Source organism: Paenibacillus litoralis, from assembly GCF_046244365.1.
Taxonomy (GTDB): Bacteria; Bacillota; Bacilli; order Paenibacillales; family NBRC-103111; genus Paenibacillus_V.
Map to the genome: position 1 here is coordinate 5,133,731 of NZ_CP176395.1, position 19,168 is coordinate 5,152,898.

At 52.7% G+C, this 19,168-nt stretch carries 15 protein-coding genes; 3 read left to right on the top strand and 12 right to left on the bottom strand.

From position 1 onward, the window contains the following. From ACKGJP_RS21545 to ACKGJP_RS21570, 6 genes are all read right to left on the bottom strand, one after another. The gene (locus tag ACKGJP_RS21545; protein ID WP_409340857.1) at positions 1-1,002 is read right to left on the bottom strand and encodes an ABC transporter ATP-binding protein; all 1,002 of its coding nucleotides are present in this window, start codon (positions 1,000-1,002) and stop codon (positions 1-3) included. Between the two features lie 26 nt (positions 1,003-1,028). Beyond that, positions 1,029-1,889 carry an ABC transporter permease gene (locus tag ACKGJP_RS21550; RefSeq protein ID WP_409340858.1) on the bottom strand — a complete coding sequence of 287 codons (861 nt, stop codon included), beginning with the start codon at positions 1,887-1,889 and terminating at the stop codon, positions 1,029-1,031. A gap of 67 nt (positions 1,890-1,956) precedes the next feature. Next, a complete protein-coding gene (locus ACKGJP_RS21555) occupies positions 1,957-2,913 on the bottom strand; it encodes an ABC transporter permease (RefSeq protein WP_409340859.1) in 957 nt (318 codons plus the stop codon). A gap of 90 nt (positions 2,914-3,003) precedes the next feature. Next, on the bottom strand, positions 3,004-4,656 hold the full coding sequence (locus tag ACKGJP_RS21560; protein ID WP_409340860.1) for an ABC transporter substrate-binding protein: 1,653 nt from the start codon (positions 4,654-4,656) through the stop codon (positions 3,004-3,006). A 387-nt stretch (positions 4,657-5,043) separates the two neighbouring features. Then, positions 5,044-6,291, bottom strand: a complete 1,248-nt coding sequence (locus tag ACKGJP_RS21565; protein WP_409340861.1) for an MFS transporter — start codon at positions 6,289-6,291, stop codon at positions 5,044-5,046. An 875-nt stretch (positions 6,292-7,166) separates the two neighbouring features. Next, positions 7,167-8,087 (bottom strand): methyltransferase, encoded by a 921-nt coding sequence (locus tag ACKGJP_RS21570; RefSeq protein WP_409340862.1) that lies wholly within the window; start codon positions 8,085-8,087, stop codon positions 7,167-7,169. 262 nt (positions 8,088-8,349) lie between these two features. On the opposite strand from ACKGJP_RS21570, the gene ACKGJP_RS21575 reads away from it, so the two are divergent. From ACKGJP_RS21575 to ACKGJP_RS21585, 3 genes are all read left to right on the top strand, one after another. After that, on the top strand, positions 8,350-9,792 hold the full coding sequence (locus tag ACKGJP_RS21575) for a hypothetical protein (protein ID WP_409340863.1): 1,443 nt from the start codon (positions 8,350-8,352) through the stop codon (positions 9,790-9,792). 155 nt (positions 9,793-9,947) lie between these two features. Beyond that, positions 9,948-10,958 (top strand): ABC transporter substrate-binding protein, encoded by a 1,011-nt coding sequence (locus tag ACKGJP_RS21580; protein ID WP_409340864.1) that lies wholly within the window; start codon positions 9,948-9,950, stop codon positions 10,956-10,958. A 304-nt stretch (positions 10,959-11,262) separates the two neighbouring features. Beyond that, on the top strand, positions 11,263-12,756 hold the full coding sequence (locus tag ACKGJP_RS21585) for an ABC transporter substrate-binding protein (RefSeq protein WP_409340865.1): 1,494 nt from the start codon (positions 11,263-11,265) through the stop codon (positions 12,754-12,756). Between the two features lie 59 nt (positions 12,757-12,815). On the opposite strand, the gene ACKGJP_RS21590 is transcribed toward ACKGJP_RS21585, so the two are convergent. From ACKGJP_RS21590 to ACKGJP_RS21615, 6 genes are all read right to left on the bottom strand, one after another. Then, positions 12,816-13,868 carry an NAD(P)/FAD-dependent oxidoreductase gene (locus tag ACKGJP_RS21590; protein WP_409340866.1) on the bottom strand — a complete coding sequence of 351 codons (1,053 nt, stop codon included), beginning with the start codon at positions 13,866-13,868 and terminating at the stop codon, positions 12,816-12,818. A 46-nt stretch (positions 13,869-13,914) separates the two neighbouring features. Then, positions 13,915-15,630 (bottom strand): ABC transporter ATP-binding protein, encoded by a 1,716-nt coding sequence (locus tag ACKGJP_RS21595; RefSeq protein ID WP_409340867.1) that lies wholly within the window; start codon positions 15,628-15,630, stop codon positions 13,915-13,917. Between the two features lie 362 nt (positions 15,631-15,992). After that, complete coding sequence (locus tag ACKGJP_RS21600; RefSeq protein ID WP_409340868.1) at positions 15,993-17,087, bottom strand: AraC family transcriptional regulator; 1,095 nt, start codon at positions 17,085-17,087, stop codon at positions 15,993-15,995. Positions 17,088-17,461: 374 nt separating this feature from the next. Continuing rightward, a complete protein-coding gene (locus tag ACKGJP_RS21605; RefSeq protein ID WP_409340869.1) occupies positions 17,462-17,917 on the bottom strand; it encodes a GNAT family N-acetyltransferase in 456 nt (151 codons plus the stop codon). A gap of 77 nt (positions 17,918-17,994) precedes the next feature. Then, positions 17,995-18,549, bottom strand: a complete 555-nt coding sequence (locus tag ACKGJP_RS21610) for a hypothetical protein (protein ID WP_409340870.1) — start codon at positions 18,547-18,549, stop codon at positions 17,995-17,997. 12 nt (positions 18,550-18,561) lie between these two features. After that, positions 18,562-19,020, bottom strand: coding sequence for a VOC family protein (locus ACKGJP_RS21615; RefSeq protein WP_409340871.1), 459 nt, complete (start codon positions 19,018-19,020; stop codon positions 18,562-18,564). Positions 19,021-19,168 lie beyond the last annotated feature (148 nt).

The following is a 19,168-nucleotide window of genomic DNA, read 5'->3' on the forward strand; positions in this document are numbered from 1 at the left end:
TTAGGTACCTCCCATGCAGTTCCAGCATCTGACGCGATGTCCGCCGCCCAGCTCGGTTTCTTCCGGTGCGGTTTTGCACAGCTCTGTTGCATAGTCGCAGCGCGGAGCGAACTCGCAGCCTTCCGGCATATCCGACGGATCGGGCGTGCTGCCTCTGATCGTCTTCAGCCGCTCCTCCTTGCCGATTCCGAGTACGGGAACCGAATGCAGCAGCGCCTTCGTATAAGGATGCCGAGGTGTGCTTAGCACCTGGCGGACAGAACCGAATTCCACGATGCGGCCCATATACATGACCGCCACTTCATCCGCCATTTCGGCTACGATTCCCATATTGTGCGTAATGAGAATAATAGAGGTGCCGTATTGCTTCTGCACTTCTTTCATCAATTCGAGAATTTGCGCCTGAATCGTGACGTCCAGCGCAGTCGTAGGCTCGTCGGCGATCAGCAGCTTAGGGTTGCACACCATGGCCATAGCGATCATCGCTCTTTGCTTCATCCCGCCGCTGAATTGATGCGGGTAATCCTTGATCCGGGACGAAGCCATCGGGATGCCGAGAAGCGTCAGCATCTCCACCGCGCGGGCTTCGGCTTCTTTTTTGGATATGCGCTCATGCTGCAGCACATTTTCGATGATTTGATTGCCGATCGTGTATACCGGATTCAAGGAAGCCATCGGATCTTGAAAAATCATAGCGATTTCCTTGCCGCGAATGGAGCGGATGCCCCTTCCGTTCCTGTTCAGCCGGTTAAGGACGATCTCATCGTTACCCGGGTAGTAGGTAATCGTCCCTCCGGTAATCTTGCCCAGCTTCGGCAGCAGCTGCAGAATGGAATGCGCCGTGACGCTTTTACCGCATCCGCTTTCGCCGACGACGCCTAGCGTCCGGCCTCTTTTCACGCCGAACGAAACGCCGTTCACCGCATTGACGATACGCCTTCCTACCTGGAACCGGGTTTGCAGCTGATCCACCTTCAATATGAGATCGCGTTCGGCGCTCACGTGATAGCCCCCTTTCCGTACCGGGATTATTGATTAGGGTCCAGGACGTCGCGCAGCCCGTCTCCGAAAAAGTTGACGCCCATCACGAATAGGGAGATCGCCATTCCCGGCGGCAGCCACAGCCATGGATTGTTCCGGATGACATCTACGGCTTTGGCCGCGTTGATGATGTTCCCCCATGTAGGAATGCCCGAAGGGACGCCCAAACCGAGAAAGCTCAGCCCCGACTCCGCCAAAATATATCCGGCCGATGCAAGCGTAACCGTAACGATGACCGGACTAAGCGCATTGGGCAAAATATGCCGGAACATGATGGAGAACTCGCCGATTCCGAACGCGCGGCAAGCGTCCACGTAGTTCTCTTCCCTAAGCGACAAAAATCTCCCCCGTACGAGCCGATACGTCCCCGTCCAGCCCGTAACGGAGAAAATGAGAATCAGATTGAACAGCCCCTGTCCGATGTAAACGACCAAAATAAGGACGAGAATAAGCTGCGGAAACGTCATGAAAATTTCCGATATTCGCAATGTAATTTTATCGAACCACCCGCCCAAGTATCCGCTGAAGCAGCCGATAACCGTACCGATCAGCGCTCCTCCGAGAGCACCGCTCAAGCCGATCAAGATCGAGACGCGGGCGCCGTACAAAATTCTGGAAAACACATCGCGTCCCAGCTTATCCGTACCGAGCCAATGCTCGCCGGACGGGGGCATGAGCCGGCTGCCGAGATCGATTTCGTCCGGTTTATAGGAAGACAGAACAGGTGCCAGAGCCGCGCATAAAATCATGATCGCGATAATCGCGAACCCGACCATCGCCAGTCTGTTTCTGCTCAGCTTCTCCCAATTGCGAAGCGCCAAACTGGATTTTGCCTCCGCTGCTCCCATGAAAGATGCCTCCTTTCCTTTGCGATTTCCGTTAATTTGCCGTCAGACTTCTACCCGGTCCGGATAGCTATTCGAATCTGACTCTCGGATCCAGCAGCGCCGTCAGCAAATCGACCAGAAAGCTGGCGAACAGCACCATGCACGCCGTCATCATCGTCGTGATCATGACGACCGGGTAATCCTTGGCCGATACGGCGTTCAGGATCATCCCGCCCATTCCCGGCCAGCCGAAGACACTTTCGATGATCACCGTGCCGCCGATCAGGAGCGGCAGCCGGAAGCACAGCAGCAGCACGACCGGCATCAGCGCGTTGCGGAAGGCGTGCTTGATTGTGACCTTCCATTCGGGCAGCCCTTTACTGCGCGCGGTTTTGACGTAGTCCTTCCCCAGCACGTCCAGCATGGTGCCGCGCGTGTAGCGCATGAGCGCAGCCGTAAGCGAGAAGCCTAGCACAAGCGAAGGCATCGCCAAATGCCTGATCCGGTCGATAATGCCGGAATCCGCGTACTCGTATTGCCCCCCTATCGGTAGCCAGCCCAGTTTGATCGCAAAAATTTGAATGGCGATGATGCCGATGAAGAACTCCGGAATCGAGATGCCGATGATGCCGAGCACGGTATTTCCGTAGTCTGCGGCCGAATTTTGTCTGATGGACGAGATCAGGCCAAGCGCAATGCCGAGAACGGACGATACGAGCAAAGCGGCTATCGCCAGCTCGAGCGTTGCGGGAAGCCGGTTCGCGATCATTTTGGTAATGCTGCTTCCGTCGACCAGACTATAGCCGAGCTTCCCTTGCAGCAGATCGGTTAGCCATCTAAAAAACTGGATATATACGGGTGCGTCCAGCCCCATCGCTTTCTTGTAGCCTTCCAGATCGAAATTGGCCGAAGCCAGCAGCTCAGGCGGAATAAGGTAAGTGAGCGGGTCGCCGGGCGTCAGCTGGAGTCCGATAAAAATAATGACGGTGACCAGAAAGAGCATGGGAACGATGGATAAGAAACGAAAGGTAAAATAGTTGAGCATGTGACCGCCTCCTTAGGGATGCCGCCAAATAAAAGAACGGCAAGGCGCCTCGCTCGGTCGGCGCCTTACCGTGCGACATGGATGTGCGCGTTACTTCACTTTGAGCTCCCAATCCTGCTGCTTTCTATCGTAATTGGTCCATTCGTTGCCGAAAATGCCGGCGGTTTTCAGCCGCGATTCGTTGACGAGGACGTATTGCTTAATCGAGAATAGCGGCATATGCCAGAGGAACTGGCTTTCCATTTCTTGCAGTTTGCCGACGGCTTCCTTCCGCTTCTGCGGGTCGGACGCCCTGCGCAGTTCGTCGATGAGCGGATCCCATTTGTCCTTGGCGCCCCCAAGCACCTGCATGCCGAGCGGGCTGTCGGTATGGAACAAGCCGTAAGCTTCCTCGAGCGCCATGGCGGAAAGACCGGCATAGAGGAAATCGTATTCGCGCTTCGTGTAGATCAGCTCGAGCAGATTGCCCTTCATCAGGGAGGTTTCGACTTTCACGCCGACCTGCTCCCAGTAGAACTTGATCGTGTCGATAAGATCGACCGACTGCTGATCGGTATAGTAATACTGAAGCTTGATCGTCTGGCTGAAGTCAAAATTCGCTTCCTTCAGCAGCTTCTTGGCTTTCTCGGCGTCAAATTCGTATTTGACGACTTTGTTGTTGAATTCCGGCATGCGGCTCGGAATTTTGGTTTCGAGCAGCTCGGCTTGCCCCTTAAAGAGCTTTTCGGCGAGCGCTTTACGGTCGATCGCGTATAGCAAAGCTTGGCGGATGCGCAGGTCGGCAATTTTCTTGTTGCCCTTGCCGTCGGTGCCCGTCATGTTGGCCTGCAAGTACCGGTCGAAAAAAATATCGACGGGATAGGCGTTATACGCCGGGTTTTTAAGCGCCTCATTCACCAGATCCAAGCTCATAACCTGCATATAATCCAGTTGATTCGCTTGCGCTTTCGTGACGATTTTATCCTCCGTCATCGTTTGCAGCTTAATTTTTTCGATTTTGGGCTTCGTCCCGTAAAAATCCTTGAACACTTCCAGCATGGCGTAATTGTTCGGCTGAACTTCGGTGATCCGGTAAGGGCCGTTGCCGACCGGCTTCTCCCAGAAGGCTGAAAGGTGCAGCTTAGCGGGATCCTCTTTCTCGAGCAGATGCTTAGGATAAGGCGGCCACTGCGCCATAACGAGCTGAAAAACGCCGACCGGCTCGGTCAGCTTGATCGTCACTTTGCTGCCATCGATCGTAACGCCCTTCAAGTCGTTCGCCTTCCCCGTCTTCCAGTCGTCCGCCCCCGCGATCTTGCCGAATGCGCCCGAAAATACCGCATTGATCGATGCCGATTTGAGAGCCATGCCGAGGCTCCATTTGACATCCTCTGCCGTAAACTTCACGCCGTCATGCCATTTGACATCGTCTCGCAGCGTAAAGGTATACGTCAGCCCGTCGGAAGAAACCGTAAATTCCTTCGCAAGATCTTTGCCTACCGGCTCCACTTTCTCGTTCAGCATGAGCAGCCTGCGGAACAGGTTCGTTTTGAGAAAGCCGCCGTAATCCGCCCAAGAAGCACCGAATTTGTCATCCGGTCCTCCTGCCACTAACAGGACCTTCTCGCCCATCGGATCCGGCGCCGCCGCAGTCGACTTTACGATTCCCCCGCCGGTGCCGCCTTTCGAGTCCGATTTCGTGCATGAAATCAGGATGCTTGCGAAGAAGACGATGGAAAGCATGACAACCAACGCTTTTTTCATAGCCAACCTCCCTGTTTTCTTTTTAACAAAAGGCTCGCGGCATAAGCCCGGCCTTATATGCAACCGCTTCAGGTTAGCAAAGCGGGAGCTTCGTGCTGCAGCTGCCTGTTTCCGTCTTTGCTGTATCTATACGTGAGACTCCGTCACAATATGCTTCGCTGCATTCCCTTCTCGAAACCATCGTTATACCCCCGTACAATGCTAGGACACCCTAATGTTCTGGCAGAGAACAGCTACGTAAAACATTGGCCCTGAAGAGCGAGCCGCCGCATTACCGGAAGCTCGAATTAACGGATTAGACATACTTGCCGAGATTGAAATAAAACCAAATGACCTTAAAACCGTCACTTGGTTTTTTGCGTTTGGCTTTTGAAAACGCATGATTGCCTATGCATCCTCGGAATCCTTATGATTCAACGATTGCTGTGCGATTGCCGGACGAAGCCTCGCCACAAAAAACAGACCGCCAAGCTGAAGCATGGCCATGACCAGCCCGAAAGCCGCAGGCTGCCGGTCGATCAGCAGACCGAACAGCGGAATACTGAGCGTAGCCGGAATGGCCGCCAGCGTGAAAAGCGTAAAGTGGCCTTTAAACGTTGTTCCGTCCGACCGCTCGAACAAATCGTTCAGGAAATACACATAAGCCATGGGAGCCAGATTCGTGGCGATCAAGACGATAATAAAATAATCAAGCGGCAAAAATAATGCCGTAAACGGCGAGCCGAGTCCGACGATCCCGATCGCGAGAAGAATCGCCTTATTGCCGTAGCGTCTGGCTAATTGTCCGCAAACGTAGTAGCTGCATGCCTTTACCACCGTTCGGATAAAGATACCGGATGCCAAAATGTCTTTCATCCGAGCCGCATTTTCACGAAACCCTAGGCTGATATACAGTCCCGTTGCCGACCAGCAGAACGCGAAAAGAATAACCGCAGCGAAAAAGACCCGAAAATACGGCTGACGTTTGATTGCTGTCCATTCCTCCCGGTATAACGAAGCGAAGGTAGCCCGGTTCCCTGCTTCCCCGCCGTTCACCGGCACTTTATCGAGCATCAACGTCGTAAGCAAGTGAAGCGCCGCTACGATCGCCGCGAAAATAAAAAGGATATGGTAGTTCGCGATCGTACCCGCAGCAGGTCTGCCAAGCACCCACTGGATGCCGACGCTGACAACGGTCGAGCATAGCTGGCCGATCGCCAGACTGTTGCTCATAACCACTACGCGCGATCGGCTGTCGACATTCCGGTTAAGCAATTCATATAGAGGAAGGGAAAGACTCCCCACGCAAAAGTAGTAAGCAAAAATGGAGAACAAGACGATGTAGATCACGACGGCCGGGACCGGCATGTATAGAGACAGCGCCAATCCTGCGATGCTCGTCAAACTGAAAAAGCTGAAGAGGATGAACATTTTTTTATAGTGCCGGAATTTGCTTAACAAATAAGCGGAAAACACGGCGCTCAAGATCGCGCCCAAATTGACGAGCGAATCGACGCTGCCTGCCTGTGACGGATTTCCGCCCAAAATCATGATGAGCGACGCCGAAATGCTGGAGTCCAGCAGCATCGTCAAGATAACGCCGTATAAGGAAAAGAGCAGATACGTCAGGACAAACTTTCGGTTTGCCGGCTTCACGCAGGATACCCCTCGCTATTTCGGAGTCTTACGCTTGTTCCGTCCATGGTAATCCCGCCTTTTCTCCATCATGCGTGCTCGCTTGATGTATGGGACTTGTCGTAATCAATATATGAAACCGTTGTTTCAAATTAGTACCGGTCACTGGCAGCAGCAAGGAAAACCGTCCGGAAATCGCGGACGGTCCTTTGGTGCATGGCTCTACGTTTGTGCGTGTGGGAGGGAATGGGTAGGGGCTTTCAACCGCTCTTGAAATCGTGTGATCTGGAATTGGATTTGCGGGTATCACACGATTTCAAAGGCGGCCCGTAAACTTTGCAGCCCCTACCCATTCCCTCTGCTCTCCTTTGCTGCTTCCTGTTACGCCTTTGTTCCCTACCGATCTTCCAGCCGGTATTCATTACCATGAACACCGCTGTCCTTGTCCAGACGGAACGTAGGATGCGTTATTCGCCGCATTCCCTCTCGATTTCATTGCCAAGCGGAACTGCAGTACGCTATTCGCCTCTTTTTGAATGATACATTGGTGTTTTGCCGAAAATAACGCACTCTCGTTCCGTTAAGCGTCGATTACCCGCTCGAAACAAGAAATAAAGGACTGACGTTCCGCTCATTCCTTATTAAAGACCCATCCTGCTGGTTCTTTATGATGGGAGCCCTATCCAATCTTTTACTTGAAATTGGGAATCCCTGCACGCTTCCATACAGGAAAGATTTATACTTTCTAATTCAAGTAAGGGTAACACCATATAAATTGTTTATCTTCAAGGAAAAACGGCTTCGCTGTCTTTTGACGGCGCGTTTACCGAGATTTAGAGCGACTTCCACGATAAAGCAAAAAAACCGCGTATCCGCGGTTTTCGTTCGATTCGAAACTATTCGGCTGCTTGCAGGGGTTGCTTCTCCGTTTCACTTGAATCCCTGATCACGGTACCGAACGTAATTTTCATGCTTGGGGCATGCGTGAAGCGCGAATTGACGCTAAACGTGCTCGACAGCAGCGCTTCCGCTTCATATTGCTCTTCCGCTTCCTGCCGGGTCGTTCCCCTGCTCAGTAAGCGTTCTATATACGCATCGCGATCGCCCGGATCATCGCCGAAACCGTCCGTACGAATGGCATCGAACAGCCGCTGCCGCAGCGTTCGTTCCATGCCGGGCTCGAGAATGACTACCTTGTCGCTCATCCGGCACTGAATTTCCTTAACGCCCAGTTGACCGAGCTCATGCGGCAGTGCGGCACCGATGTTGCCGTCCTTCCCTCCGCGCCTCGCGTCTTCCTCGAATAATTTCTGGAGCACCCCTAGTCGGATATACTGGGATTGATCGAGCTCCCCCATATAGAAATCCGCCATGCAAGCGATCCAATGCGGCTCGAAGCAAATGATTTTCCCGCCGTCCTTGACGCAATCGATCATTTTCCGCAGCGTTTCCAGCGGTTTGGTCATATGCAGCAGGAACGCATGGCATAGGACGATATCGAAATCCCGTTCTAGGACAGCTTTATGAACATCGCCCAAAATAAAAGCTGTTTCGTAGGGCAGCTCGCCGAACAGCTCCTCTGCCCGGCTTAGCAGTTTCTTTCCTTGATCCACTCCGGTATAGGACGACCCCTTCGGCAGAAGGGGCAGCAGCTTTAGTCCCAAATAGCCGTAGCCGCAGCCAAAATCAAGCAGACGCACCGGCTTCGTCAGCTTCCACACAGACTTTACCAGGAACTCCAGATAATCATCGTTGTAATATAAATCCCTCGTTTGCCGCAAATACTCGATCCTCTCATCCCACTCGCTTGCCGCCATTCGAAAGCTCCTTTCGATATCCGCGTCCATCACGTCCCTCATTGTAATGGTCTGGAAGAAGCGATGTCCATAGAAGAAACGATTATAATGAACTTCCCTTCATTCGATAGGATAAAATGGCAGAAATGTCCTGCGTTCATTCGCTTTATATACATCCAGCACCTTTACTATTGTCAACAATCCTACTGTTGATTAAAAGAGTGAAATCTACTATACTTGCATTGTTTGTATGGATTCATTCCAAAGAAGGAGCGCTCGGCACATGACATCGCTACATGCCCAAGCTAATGATGATTGGAATTCCCTAACCTTCTTTTATAAGTACGCTTGCCATTTGAAAGCATCCTGTTTCCCCGTACTTACGGCCAATCGTAGAACGTATCGAACGACGGAACGGGAAATTTTGCTATTCGGCGACAGCCACAGCTGGGGGCAAGGCAGTCCCGATTTTGACGGACTTCATTTCTATTCGCCGCACATGGCCTTTTCGTACAATAAAGGGTATTACGCAAGATTGAGCAAACACGTGCAGCAAAAGCTAGACTTCCCGGCATCGGCAGTATTGCCCGGATCGACGGAGATCCCGCTGCAAGGCCGATTCTGTGAGGCCGCATGCGATTTCTATCCGCCTTATGAAGCAGCCGGCTTCTACGCGCCTGAAGCGAATAATGACAAAGCCAAAGAGCATCTAGGTTATTTGGCTGAGGACGGCAAATTCGGAAAGAAGGTCTTTGTTTTATCGCCTTTCACGGAAAGCGCCATGCATGATGCGGAAGGACATCTTACGCTCAAGTCGCCTGTCCGCAAACTATTTGTCGGAATTGTGGCGGGTCCGCACGGCTCCAAGCTCGAAATCGCGTTGGCGGCTTCTCCTTACAGCGTTATCCCCCCCGGCTTTCCCAAAGTATATCGGGTAGCCGCCGGCCGTCTAGCGGAGGTTGACAAGCACGAAGCTGAAATCGGGGTATCCGGCTCCGTCATTCTGGATACCTACCGCTCGACCGGGCCGGCTGACTGCGTCTATTGCGTCGATTATGGCATGAAACAGACGGGAATCTTATCTTTGCGGTATGCGGGCGAGCATCCGTCGGCTTCAGGTTGCGAGCTTGGCAGGCTTACGCTTGATGCACCGGCCGTCCTGATTCGCGGTATCGTTTTTGACGGCAACCGGATTCGCAATTTTGCTATGGGAGGACATACCGTCGGTCAATGGATAGGCGACGGCACCGCAAGCTTTCATGACGTGTCTTATCCGCATACGGACGAATTGCTTAGCTACGTGCCTTTTACCCCGACGCTTGCGATCATTCAAGCACCTGTCGTCAACGAATACCTTAATCAGACGGAAATCAGCGATTTTCAACGGAATCTCAGCAGCTTGATCGGGAAGTTGAATGCGCATTTGAACGATGGCCGTGAACGCAAAACGGATTTTCTGATCTTTACGACACCTGGGGATCAAAGAAACGTGTTCCAAGGCGAGCCCTCGAAACCGATCCCCTATTCCGCTTATTTTGAAGCGGTCAACCAATTTTGCTTGACTCATCAATATGGTTTTATCGACTTTCAACGTTATTTTGCCGATGCCGTGAAAGCGGGCATGCTCGATCACGATCTGCTCTATGACGACGCGATCCATCCAAGCCCGTTTGTCAACGAATGGATAGCCAAAGGATTGATTAGCGCGTTGGACATGCTCTGGTAACCGGCAGATAGGCACCCGTACCATCTGTTTTGTACAAAATAAAAATGCGGCTTTTTCTTTGTCCATTGAGTAGCGAATGCCGATCCGGTATGATTGGTCTTGTCGATAATGAGAATCATTATCTATAATATTCGACTCTATTGGAGGAAGGAAACATGAACAAGGTAACAAGAAGAACGGCTCTGCTATGCACGATCGCTATCATGGGGGCAATGCTGTTGGCCTGCGGCGCCAAAACAGATAAGGAAGCGGCCGGAACAGCCAGTCCGTCCGTCTCGCCTTCGGGTTCGCCCGCAGCTTCCGCTGCGCCGAAAGAATCCGCAGCGCAGACGACACGTAAATATAAGGATTATAAGGGGCATGAGATCGCGATTCCGACCGCTCCGAAGCGGCTGATCTTTTTCGGCGAGACGATCGGCGATCTGGTTGCGCTCGACTACAAGCCGGTAGGCGGCGGTCAAACGTTTATGCAAGGGGCCGTTTTCGAGAAGCAGCTACAGTTTGAGGATGTCGGCTTTCCCTTGAATTTGGAGAAGGCGCTGAGCCTGAAACCCGATCTCATCATAACGGGCGATACCGATGAAAAGGCGTACGAATCGCTCTCCAAAATCGCGCCTACGCTAATGTTCGATACATTCGCGCCCTTAGAGGAAAGGATCGTTCTACTGGGAGATCTCATCGGGAAGAAGCAGAAAGCCGAGGAATGGCTCACCGCTTATAAGAAGAAAACCGAAAGCATGTGGGCCAAACTTCAGGCTGCGGGTATGAAGCCGGGCGAAACGGCAACGGTACTGACCTACTATCCCGGAAATAAGCTGTTCATTATGGCTCGCGCCGGACTTCCGCAATTTATTTACGACAAGAATGGCTTTAAGACGACGCCGAAGGTGCAAGCCGTACTTGATGCCGACAAAGGCTTCGAGCAAATCTCGCCGGAGGTGCTCCCGGAGTTTGCCGGCGACCGGATATTCATCCTGAATCCGATCCCTGACGAAGCCAAGCGGTCGACCGAAGATTTGCTGAAAAGCCGGATCTGGCTCGATCTCCCTGCCGTGAAGAAAGGCAATGTCTATTTTATGGATATCCAAAAATCGAACAGCGACGCAGCGACTAGGGATTGGCTGATTGAAGAACTGCCGCGACTGCTTACGGAGAAGTCGAAATAGCGTCGTCCCGGCTTGATCATCCATGATTCAGATGCAAGCGAATAAAGAAGCTTCTCAACCCTCGTTGAAAAGCTTCTTTATTTTGATTATAATAGTTGTGAACGATAATCATTCTCAATAAAAAGGGAGGTGGAGTTATTGATCCGCCCGCAATCTTCCCCCGTATCTTTGCGTACCTTGTTATTTCAGTTATCCGGCATAGAGCTTGTCATTCGGCCCGTCGGCTGGAAATCCGGCATCCTCGCTGCGGATCTCCATCAGCTATTGATTATTACGGACGGAAGAGGCAGTTTACATATCGGCGATGGATTTGCTGTTGTCGCCGGACAAATGCTATCTGCTTGCGCCGGGAGACATTCTGCAGCTCGAGAACGGCTACGATAGCGCCCTTCGCTTCTATCAGATCACGTTTACGGCAATCCGAACCGAGCGCACGAGACACGTGTCGCATAATGAACGCCTTATCCAAGACCGGTATGAGTTGGCGGCGTATCCGTTCAACCGGCTGGAGCGGTTGTCCGAGGAGCTTTATGACGGAAGAAACAACCGCTGCGATATCGAATGGTTTAAACAGCATATGAAGTTCCAGGAGCTGCTCGGCTTTCTGCTGGAGCACAACCTTCATTCCGAGCATTTATTTAATTCCACGCGTTCCGTCGAGAGCACCATCCGATATTTGCAAAACCATTACATGCACAATATTACGGTCAAACAGCTTGCCCAGCTTGCGAGCGTGTCCCAATGGCAGTACACCCCGATTTTTCAGGAGTTAACGGGGAAAAAGCCGCTCGACTACCTCACGGAGCTGCGCATTAACCGTTCGAAGGAGCTTCTGCTAAACTCCAGCGAGCCTTTGCGGGAAATCGCGAAGCAAGTCGGCTTTACCGACGAATATTATTACAATCGCCGCTTTCGCCAGACTACGGGAACGACGCCGAAGCAGTATGCGCGGCTGATGCGGCGCAAGAATATAGTCAGAGACTGGACAGGGCACGAAATTGAGATTCCCGTCCAGCCCAAGCGAATCATCTTCCATGGCGAAACGTTCGGCGACCTGCTCGCCCTCGGGATCATCCCGATCGGCTGCGCGTCCGCATGCCTGCTAGGAACCGTTTATGAGGATCACGCCGAGCTGGTTCAAGATGTCGGCTTTCCCATTAATGCTGAGCGATCGGGCTCTCTTGAGCCGGATTTAATCATCATGGCCAATCCCGATGAAGCGCAGTATAAGCAAATATCCAAAATAGCGCCGACGGTAACCTTCAATTCCTTCGCGCCGCTCGACCAGCGTCTGTACACGCTCGGCGATATGCTCGACAAGAAGCAGGAGGCCGAGAAATGGCTAACGGCCTTCAACGCCAAATCCGCCGCGATGTGGCAGAAGCTGCAAACGTGCGTGAGGCCCGGAGAAACGGCGTCCGTGTTCATCTTCGTTCATGGCGCCCGCTTATTCGTGATGGGAGCCGTCGGCTTCCCTTCCTCCCTCTATCATCCGCACGGCTTCCGCCCGGTAGATAAAATTCAAGAGCTTTTGGATGCCGGTCACGGCTTTATCGAGATTCTTCCATCCTCGCTACCCGTCTATGCCGGGGACCGCATCTTCATGCTTATGCACGATCGCGAAGATTCCAGCCGCGCCGCCCATGCCTTGATGGACAGTCCGCTTTGGCAAGCGATGCCTGCCGTCCAGAAGGGCCACGTCTATCTCGTCGATGCCGCGATGTGGAACTCGAACGACGCCATGACGCGGGAGAAGCTGCTTGACATGCTACCCGGTTTGCTGCGTAAAAGCTCGTAACTTTTGCTGAAAATAGAAAGGTCCGATTCCTCTGTGGAATCGGACCTTCTTTTACCCTACTAACGCCCAGCCCTGTACTCATCGTCATCCAGACCAAGCTGCTTATTTCTCTCCTTGAACCGGATATTATGCGAAGAGACGTAGGCGACCTTAGGAGCTTCCGGATCGATAAACAGCTTGGCGCTGTTGACCGCAAGCACGGCGTCCGTAAAGGCTCCGGCGATCAGCCTGACTTTACTGGCATGATTGACGAAATCGCCTGCAGCGAAAATGCCCGCCAAATTCGTCTCCCGCTTGTCGTTGACGAGGGCGATATCGTCCTCCATCTTGAGCCCCCATTCGGCCAGCGGGCCGTAATCGCATTTCAGGCCGTGGTTGACGATAACCGCATCGACTTCGAGGCGCTCTTCTTCACCCGTTTCCACATGCGAGACAGTCACCTCTTCGATCGCCACGCCGCCGCTATGCAGCTGCGTGACCGCAAAAGGCGTCTTTACGCTCACAGCGGATTGCTTCATGCGTACGACGTTTTTCTCATGCCCCCCGAATTCGTCGCGCCGGTGAACGATCGTCACGCAGTCTGCGATCGGCTCGAGCTCATTTGCCCAGTCCACGGCGGAATTGCCGCCTCCGCTAATTAGCACCCGTTTGCCGCGAAAAGCTTCCAGCTCCTGCACCGTATAATGCAAATTTTCCACCTCGTAGCGGTCGGCGCCGGCGATATCCAGCTTCTGCATCGTCAGAATGCCGTATCCGATCGCGAGTACGACCGTCCGTGTATGATGACGTTCGCCGTTCGACGCCGTCAATAGAAACGTACCGTCTTTCAGCCGTTCAAACCCCGTTATTTGCTGCCCCAGCACGATCGTAGGGTCGAACGTTTTTGCCTGCTGCACCAGTTGATCGATCAGGCTCTCGCCAAGCAGTGGGGTCATGCCTCCGACATCCCATATCATCTTCTCGGGATAAATGCGTATCCGTCCGCCAAGTTCCTCTTTCGCTTCGATCAGTTTCGTCTTCATATCCCGCATGCCGCTGTAAAAAGCCCCATATAGACCGGCAGGCCCTCCGCCGATGATCGTTATATCGAATAACTCCAGTTGCTCGCTCATGATTGCCTCCGCATGTAGTATTTCTATTTTTCATTGTCGCGCTACGTCATGCACCGAATTGGGCTCGGTGCAAGCGGCTGTATACGCCGCCCGTCGTGAGCAGCTGATCGTGATCGCCCTGCTCCGCTATTCCCTGCTCGGCTACGACGACGATCCGGTCCGCATTCTTGATGGTCGCCAAACGGTGCGCGATGACCAGCGTCGTACGTCCCTTGGACAGCTCGGCTAGCGCTTGCTGTATCGCCGCCTCGGTCTCCGTATCGAGCGCCGACGTCGCTTCGTCCAGAATAAGGATCGGAGGGTTTTTCAGAAACATCCGGGCGATGGAAAGCCTCTGCTTTTGGCCGCCCGACAGCTTCACGCCCCTCTCTCCGATCACCGTATCCAGCCCATCCGGCTGCGTTACAATAATCTCCTCCAGTTGAGCCCTCCGCGCCGCTTTCCAAATCTCTTCCTCGGTTGCGCCAAGCTTGCCGTAGGTGATGTTCTCGCGGATCGTGCCGTCGAACAGAAAGACGTCCTGCTGCACGATACCGATCTGGCTCCGCAGCGATTCCAGCTTCATCCGGCGAATATCGATACCGTCGATGGTAATGCTCCCGTCTTCGATCTCGTAGAAACGCGGCAGCAGACTGCAAATCGTCGTTTTGCCGGCTCCGGAAGGTCCGACCAGCGCTACCGTTTCGCCTGCTCGAATGGTTAAGTCCACCTTCTGCAGCACTTTATCCCTGTTTTCGTAGCCGAACGTAACGCCATGAAAGCGAATGTCGCCCTTCAAGTGCTCGACATGCTTCGCATCCGGGGCATCGGCAATGTCCGGCTCCGTTTCCAGCAGATCAAGGTAGCGGCGGAAGCCGGCGATTCCTTTCGGATACGTTTCGATGACCGAGTTGATCTGTTTGATCGGCCCGAGGAACACGTTCGACAGCATGACGAATGCGATAAATTCGCCGTAGGTCATATTTTTCTGAAGAACGAACCAGGTGCCGCAAACGAGTACGAACAGCGAAACGAATTTCATCAATATATAGCTGAGCGATGAGTTCCAAGCCATGATTTTGTATGCAAGCAGCTTCGTCAGGCGGAACCTTTCGTTGTTCTCGGTAAAACGCGCGATTTCGTGTTTCTCGCCTACGAATGCCTGAACGACACGGATGCCGCTTACGTTGTTTTCGACTCGCGCATTGTAATCGGCGATATCCGAGAACATGTGATTAAAGGCAACCGACATTTTGCGGCTGAAATACAAGGACAAGTAAATCATGAGAGGAATAATGATGAACGTCAGCACGGCAAGCTGCCAATTGATGCCGAGCATAATACCGAACGCGCCGGTCAGCGTCATAAGGGCGATGAACAGATCCTCCGGACCGTGATGCGCGATTTCGCCGATATCCATTAAATCGTTGGTCATGCGGGAGACCAGATGTCCTGTTTTGTTGTTATCGAAGAACCCGAACGACAGTTTCTGCACGTGCACGAACAGCTTCCTGCGCATGTCGGTTTCGATGTTGATGCCGAGCATATGTCCCCAATACGATACGACATAATGTAGAGCGGCGCTGATTACATAGATGCCGAGAAGGCCCACGCACCCCCATAAGATCCAATTCCAATTGCCGCCCGGCAGCAAATCGTCCACGACGCGATTAACCGCAAGGGGGAAGGACAGCTCCAGCAAAGCCGCGATGATCGCACAGGAGAAATCCAGAATGAACAGCCTTCTATAAGGCCGATAGTAAGCAAAAAAACGCCGAAGCATGGAAAAACCTCTCTTTCGCTGTATAGTGTCGGAGCCTTACGTTCACGGACGGCGAACCAACCGGCCCCCGGCCAAACCGTCCTCGCACTCCTAGTGATATTGATTCTCATTACCACTCCGTAAATTGTAGGCCACCCCCTGTGAAATGGCAATGGACAAAAGCTACGATTTTTTTGTACAAATTCTACGATTTGCCTCCCCTTTTTTACCGGCTGCGCCGTTCCGTCCTCCCTGGTTGAATCGGGTTGCCGGGTAACCGGACGTCAGCGGATTTCCGAATTTGTCAAAAAAAAGCCTTCCCTGCGATAAACGCCGGAAGGCTTCCATAGAGCATTATGCGGATCTCCCCCGCTGGGCGTCTTCTAAACGCAACATTCCGCGCCCGAGCACGAACAACCCGGAAACGCAGATAAGCAGCAAACAGAAGGAATAAGGCAGCGCCTTGTTCGCCGTATACAAAGCCGTCCCGGTAACGGGGCCGATGAAGGCGCCTCCTCCTTGCAGCGCCGCGATGAAGGAGGCGACGCTCCTCTGCTCGTGATCCTGCACCGCTTCGGAAGCGCCTGCGCTGTATCCCAGCAGCGTGAAGCCGATGCCGATGCCGAGAATCGTAAAGTCCGCGTAAACGAAACGAACGAAAACCAATAGCCTGAGCCGAAAACGGTCGTGCCGTACATTTCCTTGAAGCCTACCTTCAACTTATAGTCGTTTAACCCGATCATTCGGGAAAGCCCGATCAGCGTAGGCGGTTCGGCCATCCGCTCCATCATGATCCTTCGCGCCAGCCGGATTTTTTCCATATCGTCCTTGCTCAGCTTGGATGACTCGGGTTTCCCGTCAAACAGGAACGAACGAAAAGCGGTCGAAAGGATTTCCATCACGCCGCATTCGATCTCGTAATGTAAGGTTCCGCGCGTTCGGGAAGATTGGACGAGTCGATTCAGGACTACGGATGCGACCGGATCGATCGTATCTTGGAATATTTGAAAGCCCCGGCCCCCAAGAATGCTGGTAAAGTCGACCGTTCGCGTCCCGTTTTCATCCTCCATAAAATGATGGAACGTCGACACAGGAATGCCTATGCCGAGTAGAAGAAACGGCTCGTTGCCATAAAATTCGAAGTGAACCTCCTTCTGCAAATTCATAAACTGAAGCGCGCAGCTTCCGGGCACGAATTCGTGACGATTGCCGGCTGCGCTCACTTCTCTCGATCCTTGAATGCAATAGCTCAACTCCACCATGGGCGCTTTAGGAAAAAGCTTCATAGTGCGGCTGCGATGAAACGTGTACTCCGACATGACGACCTCCATTTCGAACCGGGGGACCAGCCTGCGAATAGTCCCTTCTCCTACCTGGGCCCGAAGCGTCATATGCTCCGTCCGGTCCTTGCTCCTTCTTGGCAGCTGAAGTCCGTCGAAGAAAAGATTAAAGTTATGGTGAAAGTCCATTGTGCTCATGGCTGTGCGCTCCGTATAATGATAATCGTTCTCACTACACTTCCATTATAGCGCCAACCTCTTCGTCTGACTATCCCTGCTGCAGGATATTCTTAGGATAAACGGCTTCGACGACACGGTTATGAAGAAATTAACCTCCAAATACAGGCCTAGAGACGAACCGTATGCAACCCGCGAGTATCGAACCGTTAACTTAGCATATCCTTATTCGGAATGACCAAAGAGCCGGGATTCGCCCCGATGATCGGGATTAAGCCAGAACCGGCAACGAAGTTCATAGCGACAAACAAAAAGACAGCTATCCGGATAGCTGCCTTCGTGGTTGAAGCTATTCTCATTCGTGTGTATGCGTTCACTCGTCCGCTCGCCGAATATTAGTACAAATCCTGCTGCAAGCGAATCATGTCCCGGCACGGAATGCCGTTCTCATAAATCGGTTCCTTGTAATGCCTGACAAAAAAGTCCGGATCCACGCCCGTAATGCGAAATCCGCACTTCTGATACAAATAAAGCTGCATCACGCTGGAATTGCCCGTTCCGACCTCGATCGTCTTATAGCCGAAGCCTCTGGACGTTTCGATCGCATGCTTGACCAATTTACCGCCCAGTCCTTGTCCCTGCATCTCTTCCGCAACCGCGATATTCACCAGCTCGACCGTATGCGGCCTCGTCGGGAGAAGCATGTAGGCGCCGACGAAATCTCCGTCCTTTTCCATAACGTAGCACTTGCAGCGCGTCGCGTAATCTTGAACAACCTGCTCCTCCGGGTCAGCCAAAAGCAATAACGCCATCGGCAACCGTTCGTCCGCTCGTAACAGTCTGATTTCCATGCTGCTTATCCTCCTAAATCTTTAACGGTCCCATCCCTCATCTTTATTCGATCCGGCTGGCGACGGATCAATTGGGCTCAGCTCAGCCATTCTTTAAATTCGTGCGTCCTCCAATCGTTCTCACCGATTTCCTTCTCATTGTCGATCACGATTTGATAAGCGCAGCGGATCGCCTTCGCGGCATCCATCCGTTCGCCTTCCTGGGGATCCGTCAGAATGCCTCCGCACACTATCGTTAAAGCCGCCGCAGAGAACCAAGCCAGTCTGAATTCGAAGCTGTCGCCCGCGCTTACCGAGAACAATACCTCATGCTTGGCTTGCTTTAACGTTTTTTCGAGCGGCGACTCCTCGGCTTTCTTGTCAAACAGCTTGGACCAAAGCGATTCCACCGGTTTCGGATGTTTGTAGGTTTGGATCCCTATTTCGTACCCGGATAAAAGCTCCATGCGGTTAAGCGCTCGATTCGGACAGTCGTAAACGACGATTCGAAACGGCAAAAAACCGGAGTGACGCTCGAACGAAAAATCCGGATGAATATCCGCATCCATGTTAAACTTCCTGATCTCCTCCAGCCATTGCGGGATAATTCCGTCGTTCAGTTCCTTCACATGCACCGTCAGTTCGTAACTCATTCTGCCGCTCCCTCATGTATGATTGCGCGTTGTTCCAAAGCTTTCCTTTACCGCATCCTCCGGATCCCAGATCGACCAAGCGCCCTCCAGCAAATTCCCTTCGTTATCCCTGAAATAAAAATATCTTGCCTCGCCTGCGCCTAACGCCGTCAATGGCTTGACGATGTCGACGCCGTTTTGCGTCAGTCTATTGTACGTATTTTCAATATCGGGGCAGTTCATCGCCATAATCGGAAAAGCGGCGCCGTTCCGGTTAATCTCCAGCGGCTGCTTCGCATTCGTTTCGACAAGCAGCAGCGCGATCGCATGCAGGTGCGGATAATGGAGCACGGCGATTCGCGAGCCCCGGTCCTCGAGCGATTGAACCAATCGCAGCTCCAGGTTTCGTACATACCAGTCGATCGACTGCTCGATATTCGCTGTAGGCACATAGGTATAACCGATTCTCGTGACCAAAAGGTTTTCGCTCATTTGCACAGCTCCTTCATTTAGAATACCGCACTTATTTTACCATATTATGGTCAATCTTGTCCTCCATCTATTACAGCGATACGACGAGCAGAGACGGCAGCTGATTCCATGAAAAGACAAAAGTCCGGGGAACCGCTTCCCCGGACAC

What these genes read in the sequence shown, in the direction of transcription:
- ACKGJP_RS21580 (WP_409340864.1), top strand. Translation starts at nt 9,948, where the DNA reads ATGAACAAGGTAACAAGAAGAACGGCTCTGCTATGCACGATCGCTATC.
- ACKGJP_RS21595 (WP_409340867.1), bottom strand. Translation starts at nt 15,630, where the DNA reads ATGCTTCGGCGTTTTTTTGCTTACTATCGGCCTTATAGAAGGCTGTTC.
- ACKGJP_RS21615 (WP_409340871.1), bottom strand. Translation starts at nt 19,020, where the DNA reads ATGAGCGAAAACCTTTTGGTCACGAGAATCGGTTATACCTATGTGCCT.
- ACKGJP_RS21555 (WP_409340859.1), bottom strand. Translation starts at nt 2,913, where the DNA reads ATGCTCAACTATTTTACCTTTCGTTTCTTATCCATCGTTCCCATGCTC.
- ACKGJP_RS21560 (WP_409340860.1), bottom strand. Translation starts at nt 4,656, where the DNA reads ATGAAAAAAGCGTTGGTTGTCATGCTTTCCATCGTCTTCTTCGCAAGC.
- ACKGJP_RS21585 (WP_409340865.1), top strand. Translation starts at nt 11,263, where the DNA reads ATGGATTTGCTGTTGTCGCCGGACAAATGCTATCTGCTTGCGCCGGGA.
- ACKGJP_RS21590 (WP_409340866.1), bottom strand. Translation starts at nt 13,868, where the DNA reads ATGAGCGAGCAACTGGAGTTATTCGATATAACGATCATCGGCGGAGGG.
- ACKGJP_RS21570 (WP_409340862.1), bottom strand. Translation starts at nt 8,087, where the DNA reads ATGGCGGCAAGCGAGTGGGATGAGAGGATCGAGTATTTGCGGCAAACG.
- ACKGJP_RS21600 (WP_409340868.1), bottom strand. Translation starts at nt 17,087, where the DNA reads ATGAGCACAATGGACTTTCACCATAACTTTAATCTTTTCTTCGACGGA.
- ACKGJP_RS21550 (WP_409340858.1), bottom strand. Translation starts at nt 1,889, where the DNA reads ATGGGAGCAGCGGAGGCAAAATCCAGTTTGGCGCTTCGCAATTGGGAG.
- ACKGJP_RS21610 (WP_409340870.1), bottom strand. Translation starts at nt 18,549, where the DNA reads ATGAGTTACGAACTGACGGTGCATGTGAAGGAACTGAACGACGGAATT.
- ACKGJP_RS21605 (WP_409340869.1), bottom strand. Translation starts at nt 17,917, where the DNA reads ATGGAAATCAGACTGTTACGAGCGGACGAACGGTTGCCGATGGCGTTA.
- ACKGJP_RS21575 (WP_409340863.1), top strand. Translation starts at nt 8,350, where the DNA reads ATGACATCGCTACATGCCCAAGCTAATGATGATTGGAATTCCCTAACC.